General features: G+C 34.6%; 14 protein-coding genes and 1 pseudogene. 10 read left to right on the top strand and 5 right to left on the bottom strand.

The features are described from left to right. Nucleotides 1–57: 57 nt before the first annotated feature. From ACRPLY_RS02760 to ACRPLY_RS02745, 4 genes are all read left to right on the top strand, one after another. On the top strand, nt 58–669 hold the full coding sequence (locus tag ACRPLY_RS02760; RefSeq protein ID WP_325076758.1) for a LysE/ArgO family amino acid transporter: 612 nt from the start codon (nt 58–60) through the stop codon (nt 667–669). A 66-nt stretch (nt 670–735) separates the two neighbouring features. Continuing rightward, nucleotides 736–1,164: a metallothiol transferase FosB gene (fosB, locus tag ACRPLY_RS02755; RefSeq protein WP_208732361.1), complete on the top strand. Its 429-nt coding sequence runs from the start codon at nt 736–738 to the stop codon at nt 1,162–1,164. A 115-nt stretch (nt 1,165–1,279) separates the two neighbouring features. Further along, on the top strand, nt 1,280–1,477 hold the full coding sequence (locus ACRPLY_RS02750; RefSeq protein ID WP_208732360.1) for a hypothetical protein: 198 nt from the start codon (nt 1,280–1,282) through the stop codon (nt 1,475–1,477). A gap of 466 nt (nt 1,478–1,943) precedes the next feature. Beyond that, nucleotides 1,944–2,786 (top strand): hypothetical protein, encoded by an 843-nt coding sequence (locus ACRPLY_RS02745; protein WP_325076761.1) that lies wholly within the window; start codon nt 1,944–1,946, stop codon nt 2,784–2,786. A gap of 196 nt (nt 2,787–2,982) precedes the next feature. On the opposite strand, the pseudogene ACRPLY_RS02740 reads toward ACRPLY_RS02745, so the two are convergent. Further along, a pseudogene (locus ACRPLY_RS02740) lies at nt 2,983–3,216 on the bottom strand (hypothetical protein); the annotation flags it as partial. Nucleotides 3,217–3,548: 332 nt separating this feature from the next. On the opposite strand from ACRPLY_RS02740, the gene ACRPLY_RS02735 reads away from it, so the two are divergent. Beyond that, nucleotides 3,549–3,746 (top strand): hypothetical protein, encoded by a 198-nt coding sequence (locus tag ACRPLY_RS02735; RefSeq protein WP_045290429.1) that lies wholly within the window; start codon nt 3,549–3,551, stop codon nt 3,744–3,746. Between the two features lie 67 nt (nt 3,747–3,813). Here ACRPLY_RS02735 and ACRPLY_RS02730 read toward each other — a convergent pair whose 3' ends face one another. The 3 genes from ACRPLY_RS02730 to ACRPLY_RS02720 all read right to left on the bottom strand — a co-directional run bounded on the left by ACRPLY_RS02730 (nt 3,814) and on the right by ACRPLY_RS02720 (nt 6,795). Next, entirely contained in the window at nt 3,814–4,599 is a 786-nt protein-coding gene (locus ACRPLY_RS02730; protein WP_028413480.1) for a nucleotidyltransferase domain-containing protein, read from the bottom strand. A gap of 156 nt (nt 4,600–4,755) precedes the next feature. Next, nucleotides 4,756–5,226, bottom strand: a complete 471-nt coding sequence (locus tag ACRPLY_RS02725; protein WP_337050479.1) for a DinB family protein — start codon at nt 5,224–5,226, stop codon at nt 4,756–4,758. Nucleotides 5,227–5,241: 15 nt separating this feature from the next. Next, on the bottom strand, nt 5,242–6,795 hold the full coding sequence (locus ACRPLY_RS02720; RefSeq protein ID WP_337050480.1) for an alpha/beta fold hydrolase: 1,554 nt from the start codon (nt 6,793–6,795) through the stop codon (nt 5,242–5,244). 169 nt (nt 6,796–6,964) lie between these two features. Between ACRPLY_RS02720 and ACRPLY_RS02715 the strand changes: the two genes are divergently transcribed. Continuing rightward, entirely contained in the window at nt 6,965–7,153 is a 189-nt protein-coding gene (locus ACRPLY_RS02715) for an anti-repressor SinI family protein (RefSeq protein ID WP_033578882.1), read from the top strand. A gap of 182 nt (nt 7,154–7,335) precedes the next feature. Further along, nucleotides 7,336–7,671 (top strand): helix-turn-helix domain-containing protein, encoded by a 336-nt coding sequence (locus ACRPLY_RS02710; RefSeq protein ID WP_033578883.1) that lies wholly within the window; start codon nt 7,336–7,338, stop codon nt 7,669–7,671. 105 nt (nt 7,672–7,776) lie between these two features. On the opposite strand, the gene ACRPLY_RS02705 is transcribed toward ACRPLY_RS02710, so the two are convergent. Beyond that, nucleotides 7,777–8,865 carry an FAD-dependent monooxygenase gene (locus ACRPLY_RS02705; RefSeq protein WP_165635985.1) on the bottom strand — a complete coding sequence of 363 codons (1,089 nt, stop codon included), beginning with the start codon at nt 8,863–8,865 and terminating at the stop codon, nt 7,777–7,779. A 331-nt stretch (nt 8,866–9,196) separates the two neighbouring features. Here ACRPLY_RS02705 and ACRPLY_RS02700 point away from each other — a divergent pair, with 331 nt between their 5' ends. From ACRPLY_RS02700 to ACRPLY_RS02690, 3 genes are all read left to right on the top strand, one after another. Further along, nucleotides 9,197–9,592 carry a hypothetical protein gene (locus ACRPLY_RS02700; RefSeq protein ID WP_014460246.1) on the top strand — a complete coding sequence of 132 codons (396 nt, stop codon included), beginning with the start codon at nt 9,197–9,199 and terminating at the stop codon, nt 9,590–9,592. Nucleotides 9,593–9,814: 222 nt separating this feature from the next. Further along, entirely contained in the window at nt 9,815–10,591 is a 777-nt protein-coding gene (locus tag ACRPLY_RS02695) for an NUDIX domain-containing protein (protein ID WP_028413475.1), read from the top strand. Nucleotides 10,592–10,663: 72 nt separating this feature from the next. Then, on the top strand, nt 10,664–11,212 hold the full coding sequence (locus tag ACRPLY_RS02690) for a cysteine hydrolase family protein (RefSeq protein ID WP_325076768.1): 549 nt from the start codon (nt 10,664–10,666) through the stop codon (nt 11,210–11,212). Nucleotides 11,213–11,229 lie beyond the last annotated feature (17 nt).

Raw genomic sequence — 11,229 nt, 5'->3', positions numbered from 1 at the left:
TGGATGGAGACAACAAGGGATGTCAATTGTAGGATAAAAGAGAAAGGAGAGAACAACATGTTTACAGTGGTTATACATGCTTTATTGTTAGCATTCGGTTTGATTTTACCTTTAGGAGTACAAAATGTGTTTGTTTTTAACCAAGGAGCAAATCAACGAACGATCAAACAGGCGCTTCCTGTAGTGGTAACGGCTTCTGTTTGTGATACGATTTTAATTCTAGTAGCAGTGCTGGGAGTTTCAGCAGTAGCCGCTGCCTTTTCATTTTTTCAAGCGCTTATTTTTGGGATAGGTTTTCTTTTTTTAGCGTATATGGGCTTTGTGACGTGGAAGAGCGAACCTTCAAAAACGTCAGTAAAGGAAGGGATGACGGTGAAAGCACAAATTTTATTTGCTGCTTCTGTATCTCTGCTAAATCCTCACGCGCTGATGGATATTATGGGTGTAATCGGAACAAATTCTCTACTGTACAGCGGAAAAGAAAAATGGATTTTTACGCTCGTTACGATATGCGTTTCATGGATATGGTTTTTATCCTTAGCTTTTGCCGGAAAAGCGGTAGGGAAAATGGATTCGAATGGGAAAATAATGATTTGGGTCAATAAGGTTTCTGCATGTATGATTTGGGGAGTAGCTCTTTACATGGCAAAAAGTATGTTTTTTCAGTAAAATAGACGCTAAAAGAAAAGTTATATAATAGAAAGAAGTACTTTTTTCTAGAAATGGAGGGTAAAGATGATTCAAGGAATTAATCATATGTGCTTTTCTGTGTCAAATTTAGAACGGTCCATTACATTTTATCAAAAAGTGTTAGGAGCAGAACTTTTAGTAAAAGGAAAGTCCACCGCTTACTTTAGTCTAAATGGATTGTGGCTCGCGTTAAACGAAGAAAAAGATATTCCTAGATCAGAAATTCAGTATTCGTATACTCATTTAGCATTTTCCATTTCAATTGAAAGCTTTGACCAAGCAAAAGAGCTGCTAAAACAGCATAATGTAAATATCTTACCTGGAAGAAATCGTGACGAGAGAGACAAAAAATCTATTTATTTTACGGATCCAGATGGGCATAAATTTGAATTTCATACCGGTACGCTCCAAGACCGTTTAGCGTATTACCAAGAAGAAAAGCCTCATATGACATTTTATTCGCTAAAAGAGTAGTACTAAAATAGTTATATAAGGTTACAGTTTTATTACATTCGCATTCCTCGCTCAGTTATCATTAAATAAACGATGCTGTTGTGATATAATGGAAAAAAAGTGAGGAGGAGGAAGAATGTATACCGCAAAACAGGTGAAGTTTGGTTCGCATATTGTGATAGGCGTACTTTTCGGCATCCTAGCTGCAATGATAATCGGCACTTTTTATCAAAATGTATCAGGTGTATTACCGTACGGTATGATTAGCGGACTTGCAGTAGGATTCTTAGCAGATACATATTATACAATTAAAACAAAAATAAAGGTTATCTAATATAGTGTAGTACTATTCTCAGGAGAAATAAAAGGTTCCTCTTGAAAATAGTACTATTTTTGTGAGAAAAACAGTTAATTTCTATTTTAGAAAAACAAGTTAACGCGCTAAAAAATTGTAAATTTATTATTTTGAATCAGAAATAGGGGTTGAAATATCAAATTAACTCTAAGTATAGAATTATATGTTAAAGTAAATAACCGTTTTCTAAACAGTGAAACGGTTTTTACTTTTTTTCTAATTAGTTTCATTGCGCGTCAGATAAAAGGTCTAATAATTAAGCAATTGTTAGTAAAACTGCAGATAAGAGGTTTTTTAAAGCTGCTACTAACAGATAAAATATTGTTGCTTTTAATGGTTCATCTATAGAAAACTTGATAATTTTACTAAAATCGTTCTTTTGGAGTACGTAATATATGCTATCCTTGTTAGGTGAAAAAACTACATACCAAAAAAAGGAGAAAAAATGAAGAATTTAAGAAAAATCGGTCTAGGGCTTGTAGCATCTTTGCTATCTATTAGTTTAGTAGCTTGTGGATCAACGAAAGAAGAACAAAAACAAGGATCTGCTAAGCAAGAGCAGAAACAAATGGGGAAAGAGCAGAAAAAACTCGAACAAAAACTCTCTAATTTAGAGAGTGAGTATGAAGAATATACAAAAGAAAAAGGATATATGGAATCTGATGATTATCTTGTTTTTGAAGCAGATTTTAACATACTTGCAAAGTCAATTGAAAGCAAGAATATTCTTCAAGGTGATGATGGTGAACTAGACAAACACGTAAAAGACTTAAAAACTGAGATAGACAATTTAAGTAATAATCAAGCAATAAAAGCTCAAAAGCGTTACGGTTCGGCAGCAGATGTGTACGAGGCTGCAATTGGTACTCATATGCATATTGTGTTAACTAAAGCGGATATTACTCAGCACTTTAATGCGGTGAACACTATTGAGTTAGACAAAGATTTTAATGCAGATAGCTACGATTATGAAAAAATTGATGCAGACGCAACTGAGGCTATTAAGTCTATACAAGGAATGCCTATGAAAAGAATAAAGCTTATTAAGGAAGAGTTGGAGAAATATAAAGCTAGCTTTAGTACTGAAGAATATAATCAATTGAATTCCGCAGTCACTAGCGTAACTTCGTCATTAAATAAACAAGTTGAAATGCTAGAAGTTCTACAAAAAGAAAGTGGTAAGGATAAATCAACTTTAGAAGAAAACACAAAAGCTGCTGAAACACAATTTTTAGATGCTAAAGAAAAAGTGTCTGCATTTGAATCTAAACATGATATCCAAATGTAAAATATATGCTTTAAATATAATTGTTTATTAAAGTAAAAAGCCGTTTCTTAACCAAAGAAACGGCTTTTTATTATTTCTCTCTATTGATCTTTGGTGTACGTAAGAAGAGAGAGTAGTAACGCAATTAGAGTCAATAGCGTCGCAAATAAGAATACATCGTTACTACCATATCTATAGTCGAAGTTGTTATTGCTTTAGCGAGGTGTTCCGTAGTTTGTTGCGTCATAATTGTAACAAGTATAGCAGTACCAATTGAACCTGCAACTTGACGAATTGTATTATTTAAAGCTGTACCGTGAGAAATTAAATGTTGAGGTAATTGGTTGATGCATTCAGTCACAATCGGCATCATAATTAATGCACCTGGCAATAATAGTAGATCTGATTGAAGCGGCGTAAAGCCTCGAATGCTTTATAGATAGATTGGCAGCGGTTTTGAAATTATTTAGGATGAAACATAAAAAATTATAATAAGATTTGTTGAAAATCAACTTGGGAATTATTGATGTAATTTTCTGAAACTTTTATTAGTGCTATAACGTATAGTAAGTATAGGGAATGTTAATTTAAATTCCTTTTTGCGGAAAAACGTTTAACATAAAGTCGAATCATCTGTTAGTTCTGTTTTGTTTAAAAGAATGTGGAGGGGATAGTTATTAAAAAACTTGCCATTTTACTTGTTGGAGGGCTTTTATCCTGCGGAGGATATATGCTGTATTACGCGACGCTAGGTGAACTAAAGAAGAAAGAGGGGATATTAAAATGACAATGTGGCTATGGGCAGGCGGATGTATAGTGTTTTTGTTAGCAATGGGTTACATTGCAGATCGTGTAGCAATAAGGAGAAACATTGAATTTAGTCCCGAGGATGGAATTAAAAATGCTACAGATGCAGAACAAATATATGTGGAGAGCTATTTGAATGAAACAAAAAATACGAATAATAATATACCGCTTTAATAGAAATTATAAATAAAAGGTTTATCCGCTGCTACTTGCATTAGGGATAAGCCTTTTTGTTTTATACTTAGTTCCAAACTTCGTCTAAAGTATCTCTAAACAATTGATCTAATTCATATGTAGGGTCATCTAATTCTACAGATAAAGTTCTGACGTATTTGTCTAAACGGTCAATTTCTATGTTTAAAAATTCATTAATAACATTGATGCGTGGTTCTAAATCTAGCTCATCACCACTAATTTTACGCTTTAACAGCTTACTAACCTCTTCTTTTAATTCTCCTTCTGGTAACAGTTTCTCTAAGAGAATAGGGAATTCTAGTGGAGGAAATTCATTATATTGTTCAACCCACTTAGCAGCTAACACGGGTCTTAAAACGTAAAAATATTTTTTGATTTTTACTTCGTCACCTTGTAAATACTCTCTAAAGTTATTTCTAGCCATATTTAAATAGTGGTATATACAAGAAGTAGGAGTAAAGATGTTAGAATGTAGTTTTTTCATTTTATCAAATGTTGAATACGCCTTGTAATATACAATGTTTGATTGCATCCATTCTAGTAAAGGTGGGTTTGATTTTCTAAAAAGTTTTAATGTCTTGGTTAAGTCCCAGCCGCTAACATCTAATAGGTCATTAATAGGTAGCTCTATTACATCTCGCTTTTTACCTACACCGATTGGGTCAATGCTTAAATATTTATTTTTCTTATGAATATAAATAAATCTAACATCATAATCGCTATCTTTAGATGGAAAGTCCCATGCTCTACTTCCAGATTCACAAGCGTATAATACCTTTACGTCGTAATCTTCTTCAATTTTCTTTAAAGCTGCAACAATTGTTTCTCTCATAACCCAACCTCATTTTCTTTTAATGCTTTCTATATACAAAAGCTATTACTATTTCTCCTATTATATTTCATAATGTATGGAAAATGGTAAATAAATAAAAAAAGATTCCTTTAAGCCTCTAAAAATCTACGAAAATATAGAGAGTGAAAAACTATATCACTCAAAAAGCACTATATCCAATCCCTTTCTGCGGTAACAGGTTAGAAGCGTATACAGTTCTGCACGGTGATGGTATAAATGAGACTGAATTTCAAGCAGCCACTCAAAACATGTATACGTGCATCCCCAATAGGACGTTTGCAGTGAAAAAAGCTTTCGTTCGTCAAAAGAAGAGTAGGCCGCTTTTAGCTGATTGAAGCCATCTATTAAAGCTGTTTTGAGTTCAAGCTTTGTATAAGCTGGATGCTGCAGATAAAAGTCGTTCATTTTATCTGCAGAGTAGCCTGAGGAAATAGAATAGTCTGCAGTACAAATGAGACATAAATGCTGCAGCAGCTCTTGAATAGACCGCTTGTGAGGGAGGGGACGATAAGCAAGCTCTTCTTCTGTAACCTCATCAATGATCGCGGTGAGAGACTGGACGTTGACGTGTATTTGATTAAACACCATCTCACAGTACGAATTCATGTATTCACATCCTTTTTATTCAACTAAATACTGCATTTTTTGATTCAGCCAGTACTCTGATTTTTCATTGTTATCGAGCTTGATATAGCAATCGATAATTTCATCATAAATGAATTCTTTTTCTTCTACTAAATCAATAAATTTAACGAGTAAAAATACGGCTTTCGAAACTTTTCCATTCTCACAAAGCCATTCTTTCATCCAGATTAATAGATCAAGAAGAATAATCTCTATTTTCACTCGGATATCAAGGAACCAGTCGTCATAAATCGTTGTTAAATAATGAGGAACTAATTGATGTAGGCGCTGTTCAGCTTCCTTGAATTTCAGCGACGGGTCAGACTGTTCGGTTATCCACTGAAGGTCAGTTAGTAAATCTAATCCATCGCTTGACACATCGGCATTTAAAGAAATGAGCTGCCTGTTAACAAGTAAAACCGGCTCTGAATTTTCTGCGTTCAATAACTTTTTTAAATGAGACAAGTAGACGCGTAAATTCTTTTTAGCATTGCTTAAAGGTATGTCAGGCCACAGTGCTTCGCATAGCTGTTCTCTGCTGATAGAATGATGAAAAATAAGATATAGTAAAATTTCTTGAGCAAAGCGCTTATTCCAGCCTTCTGTAATAAGCTGACCATTTACATAGACGGAAAAAGAGTATAAGAAATCTACTTTAAGAGAGGGTGTGTGGGCATGGAAGTCTTTTTGTATGTCTATAGCCGTATCACTTTCCCAGTTTTTAAGTATTTTCATAGAATCATTCTTTAAAGAAGGCAGCTGGTATGTATTACTTTTAATAAAATCTATGATAATTTCTCTGAATAAAGCTGTTTTTTCTTTTACTAGAAATAGCGAATGTGCGTTAGGTATGGTCATATGACTGTAGTTTTTTAAAAACATCGTTTTTGAAATCAGATACTGAGATGAAAACAGCAAATCATGTTGGCCAGATACAGTGAGTACAGGAAGTGAAATGCTGCTTAGCTCTTGAAATAGACTGGCTGTAATAGAAAGTTTAACGAAGCGGAAATATACATTGGGATCCATTTGTTTAAGTCTTTCAATAACCTCTTGTATGTTTGTATATTCCAGACTTTCCAGTTTGCCTAATTCAAGGATTTTATTTACCGGTATTTGATTTTTGCTTTCTTCGTTGTAACATCTCTTAATCTTTTGAATGGTGCTATCTGAATAAAAAGGAAGAGACAGTAGTATCAGTCCTTCAATAAGAAATTCATAGCGGGCGGTAAATTTAACAGCGATTTGTCCTCCAAATCCCACTCCAACTAAGTAACACTTCTTTATATGTAACGTATGTAATAAGAGAAAAAGATCTTCAATATGAGCCTCAAACGATAATTCTCCTGTAGCAGAGGCGCTCTTTCCTGTCTCTCTCAAATCGTAATGAATAACACGGTAATGTTGGGTTAATTCCGCAGTAATAGAATCAAAAAGCGTATGATCAGTGACACAAGAATGAACCATAACAACGGTTTCTGTCTTGTCAGTGAACACGGGCGAATGAATTTCATAGTAAATTTTTTCTGTCGCCGTATGCAGAAAAGGCATAAAAGCAATCCTCCTAGTGTCTAACTGTAGCGTTTGTGTAACGGTAAAATCATTATGATAGGAATAGACAAAAATTTCAAAAAAATTGGTGCTTTTTAGCAAATATAAAATGTCTAATGTTCTAGTAATATCCATTATACTGTAAAACCATAGTGAAAAATAAGGGAGAATGCCCAAAAACAGCAAAAAGAAAACGTTCTCAATTCCCGAAAAAGAAGAAAGGAAGCGAATTATGAATTTTAAAGACGAAAATGCGTTAGACTTAGAATGGGTTATGCTCATAATGGAAGCAAAAGAAACAGGTATAAGCATCGAGGAAGTTAGACAATTTTTACAAAGTATTAGTTCAAATTCTTAGCCGATACATCAGTAAGGAAATAAAGAATTCGTTACGCATAGCTAACCTTTATAGCGGGTCTCAAGCTATGTCCACTAGATGTATAATTATCCCTTTACAGTAAGAACGTTTATTTATAATGCACGATAAAGTGAAATTATGGTATTATTATCGATAAGTAAGCATTAGTAAGGGTGATTATAATGACAATTGGTCAACGTATTCGAGATCTTAGAATGAAACAGGGAATATCGCTAACAGAACTTGCAAACCGAGCGGGTGTTGCTAAATCGTACATATCTTCAGTAGAAAGAGGAATTCAGCTCAACCCATCTATTCAATTTCTAAACAAAATTTCTACCTCATTGAACGTGAGTATTGATAGATTGATTCATGAGCCTATGGATAAATCTGAATCGTTGGATATTGATAATGAGTGGCTTGAGTTAGCAAAAGAAGCAGCGGAGTCAGGAATAAGCAAAGAGCAGTTTAAACAATTTCTTGAATTTCAAAAATGGCAGCGGGCCAAGCAAGATTAACTTCGCGGAATATACATAAAAGAGAACTTACATAGCACAGCTGCTAAAAAATCATGATTGCAAAAAAGAGATTCCATTTATCTATGGAATCTCTTTTTTGTTGACTTAAGAAGAAATAAAATGAGACGGGAATTCTTTTTCTCGCTGAAACTGAATACGTTCAAGAGTTATTAATCTTGGCTTTCTTTTCTGTTCAAACTGTCTCAATGTTTCTGAAATCTCTTTGTTTTGATAAAAAACTTGATGCAGTAAGTCAGACAGTAAGTCAGCATCTTTTAATGACTCGTTTAATCCAAAAGCGCCAGTAGGAGTCATCGTATGAGCAGCATCACCTAACAAGAGCAGGTGATGTTTTGACCACACTTCGCTTATGCTGCTTTGCACAGAAAGAAGCGTAAAGTCTGACCACGACTTAATAAACCTTTCAATTGAAAGGTTTAAGCTAGGGAAAGCCTCTATTAAACGCTGAATAAACGGTTTAAACGATTGTTTTTGAAGAGCAGGATAGCTGCCTTTTTCAATATTCCATCCGATTTGAACAAAGCCTTTTGCTTGAGAAAAAAGCGCTACCTGCTGCTGCTTCACAAGCGCAAATTTAATAGAAGGTTCCCATTTCTCAGGTGCAGGAATTTTCGCCCAAAGCAAATCGTATCCATGATTATGAATATTGTTTTTTATGTGCGCAAGTTTGCGAACAGTTGAATATCGACCATCTGCTCCAATAATGATTTTACTTTCAACTATTATTTCACCCCGGCCTTTTTGCTGAGCTTTTATTCCAGTATATTGTCCTTTTTCATTTTGCGTTAGCTCCGTTACTTTTGTGCCCAGCATAAGTTTGTAGGAGGGATGGCTGCTTGCTCGGCTATCTATAGACTGAAGAAGATGCTGCTGTGGAACATGAATTCCTGCATGTCCAAGTTCAGATTCTATCGTTTTGAATACATGTCCATCTTTCCAGTATTCGACCCTAGACATTCGAAGGAGGCCTAAGCTTTCAATTTCTTCAAATATATGATGTTTTTTAAGAATCATTTCTCCATCTTCATTTAAATGTTCGCCTCGAAATTCTTTTCCAAGCTTATCAGATCTCTCTATCAGTATAGTTGATATATTTTGTTTAGCCAGTAGATAGGCTAGTAGAGCACCGCCTGGTCCGGCTCCTATTATACACACATCTGTTTGATAGTTCATTTTCTTCACCTTGTTTGTTATATGCAATTAAGTTACTTTTAGTAAGTATATTAACTTTTATAAATGTTAATGTCAACTTTTTTATAGCTTTTCTTCTATGGAATTCGTTCTTTGGTCGAAACACAAATAAGGTTTTACATAAACAAAGTCAAAGATTAAGTTTTATGGTAAACTAAAATACACAAATTATTTTGAATAATTTGTATAAAAAGGTGAAATTTAAACATTGTTGAGAAAAAGCACGGTTGGAAAGCTGCAGGATTTTTAGCAAGAAGAGTAGAGAACGTCTCTGAAAATTCTAGCAAACTCCAATTTCGACTGGAGGATGATTATGACAAAAGTAGAACATTATATTCAAACATTGGGTAACAGTGCAGATTTGCTAACGAAAAAGCAGACAAGCATTTACTTCGAAAAACTTTCAAACACCTTTCCTTTTTTAACAATCATGCAAATTAATTGGAGAAAAGTATTAATTAAAAAGTCCGCCCGGCATATTGAAGAAATCAAAAAATGGCTTCAAGAGATGAATATAAAAGAACATCAGGTTGTTTTATTTTGGAAACGAGCAACTAAAGCCGTAAGCGTCGATTTAGCTCAGGCTCTAACGTTTTTCCAACAAACAGCTGATCTTACAGAAGAAGCGTTTATTTACTGTCCGTCTGTTGACTATGTCATTGAATATTTTAAAGACGGTAAAATGATGATTGGTTTAGCAGCACGTTAATTAAAAGGGAAAAAAGCTGAGGGAAGAGGGGGAATGAGAACTTCTTCACTCGGCTTTTTATGCATATAAACTCTAAAAAATACGAAACATAACGTTATTTACAACATAAATTACCTTCTCTTTATAATTAGTGGGAAAAGTATTGACATTTTCCATAAAACAAATATAATTAACATTAATCATATTGTTAATTGTAAAAAGAGTGATCAGGAGAAATGCTGAATGTCGAACAAAAAAGCAATGACGAATCAAATGAAAAAAGAATACCCTAAACCCTATGGCTATACGTCAGATATTGCTGTATTTACGATTGTGACGGAAGAAAAAGAACCATACAAACCACCTAAAATGAATTTAAAATTAATGCTTATCCAGCGAGCAATGCTAAACGCGGAGGGAGAAAAGAACAGCGAAGCAGGAAAGTGGGCGCTTCCCGGCGGATTTGTCCATCCTGATGAATCAGCTTTTGAAGCGGCTAAAAGAGAGCTCGAAGAAGAAACGGGCGTGAACGATATCCATTTAAAACACTATGGTGTCTATGATGAGCCCGGAAGAGACGATAGGGGATGGGTCATCACAAACGCACATTATGCAATTGTCCCAGAAGATAGTCTAATAAAACGAAAAGCGAATGATGATGCTGCTCGAGTTGAATTATTTAAAATAGATGAAATCTTTTCATTGCCTTTAGCTTTTGATCATGAAATCATCATTCGAGATGCAATCAAGGAAATTAAGAAAGATTTATTGCAAACGACTATTGCTCAGAAGTTTCTGCCTTCTCAGTTTACATACTCTGAACTGCAGGCTGTGCTGCTTACCGTAACGGATGATGCGGCAATTAAAAGTGATCAGGCGTTTGCACGAAAAATAAGAATGCTGCCATTCATTGAAGAAGTAGACGGAAAAACAACGACGAGAACGTCTAAAAAGCCAACAAAGCTCTACCGGTTTGTTGAGATGAATGTGATGAAGCCAATCTATACAGCACGCTATTAAAAGAAAAAACTTTCAATTCAAATAATTAACAATATGTTAACTGTTAATTTTTATTTATGAGGGGGAAACATAATGAAAAAAGCACTGATTAACATTGATTATACCAATGATTTTGTAGCTGAAAACGGAGCTTTGACATGCGGAGAACCAGGGCAACACATTGAAACATCTATAAGCGATATCACGCGTCAATTTATTGAGCAAGACGAGTATGTCGTGTTTGCCATTGATTTTCATAAAGAAAATGATTCCTTGCATCCAGAATCAGCGCTGTTTCCGCCTCATAATATTGAAGGTTCTGCAGGAAGGAAGCTATACGGAAAGTTAAATGATTTATATAATGTGTATCAATCAAAGGCAAATGTAGAATGGATAAATAAAACGAGATACAGCGCATTTGCTGGAACAGATCTGGAGATTAAACTGCGAGAAAGACAGATTACCGATGTCTACTTAGCAGGTGTATGTACGGATATCTGTGTACTTCATACAGCAGTAGATGCTTATAATAAAGGATTTGCTATTTATATTTATGAAAAAGCCATAGCGAGCTTTAATCAAAAAGGCCATGAGTGGGCGCTCGAACACTTTAAATCTTGCCTCGGAGCAGAAATTATTTAAGGACATAAAAGTGGAGG

The organism is Priestia sp. TGN 0903 (genome assembly GCF_050846855.1).
Classification (GTDB): domain Bacteria; phylum Bacillota; class Bacilli; order Bacillales; family Bacillaceae_H; genus Priestia; species Priestia zanthoxyli.
This window is presented reverse-complemented; position numbering and strand designations above follow the sequence as displayed.

Bases quoted from the DNA above. Each gene is read 5' to 3' on its own strand.
- ACRPLY_RS02690 (WP_325076768.1), top strand. From the start codon at position 10,664: ATGAAAAAAGCACTGATTAACATTGATTATACCAATGATTTTGTAGCT.
- ACRPLY_RS02750 (WP_208732360.1), top strand. From the start codon at position 1,280: ATGTATACCGCAAAACAGGTGAAGTTTGGTTCGCATATTGTGATAGGC.
- ACRPLY_RS02695 (WP_028413475.1), top strand. From the start codon at position 9,815: ATGTCGAACAAAAAAGCAATGACGAATCAAATGAAAAAAGAATACCCT.
- ACRPLY_RS02705 (WP_165635985.1), bottom strand. From the start codon at position 8,865: ATGAACTATCAAACAGATGTGTGTATAATAGGAGCCGGACCAGGCGGT.
- ACRPLY_RS02715 (WP_033578882.1), top strand. From the start codon at position 6,965: ATGCCCAAAAACAGCAAAAAGAAAACGTTCTCAATTCCCGAAAAAGAA.
- ACRPLY_RS02725 (WP_337050479.1), bottom strand. From the start codon at position 5,226: ATGAATTCGTACTGTGAGATGGTGTTTAATCAAATACACGTCAACGTC.
- ACRPLY_RS02730 (WP_028413480.1), bottom strand. From the start codon at position 4,599: ATGAGAGAAACAATTGTTGCAGCTTTAAAGAAAATTGAAGAAGATTAC.
- ACRPLY_RS02745 (WP_325076761.1), top strand. From the start codon at position 1,944: ATGAAGAATTTAAGAAAAATCGGTCTAGGGCTTGTAGCATCTTTGCTA.
- ACRPLY_RS02720 (WP_337050480.1), bottom strand. From the start codon at position 6,795: ATGCCTTTTCTGCATACGGCGACAGAAAAAATTTACTATGAAATTCAT.
- ACRPLY_RS02735 (WP_045290429.1), top strand. From the start codon at position 3,549: ATGACAATGTGGCTATGGGCAGGCGGATGTATAGTGTTTTTGTTAGCA.
- ACRPLY_RS02710 (WP_033578883.1), top strand. From the start codon at position 7,336: ATGACAATTGGTCAACGTATTCGAGATCTTAGAATGAAACAGGGAATA.
- ACRPLY_RS02700 (WP_014460246.1), top strand. From the start codon at position 9,197: ATGACAAAAGTAGAACATTATATTCAAACATTGGGTAACAGTGCAGAT.
- ACRPLY_RS02760 (WP_325076758.1), top strand. From the start codon at position 58: ATGTTTACAGTGGTTATACATGCTTTATTGTTAGCATTCGGTTTGATT.
- fosB (WP_208732361.1), top strand. From the start codon at position 736: ATGATTCAAGGAATTAATCATATGTGCTTTTCTGTGTCAAATTTAGAA.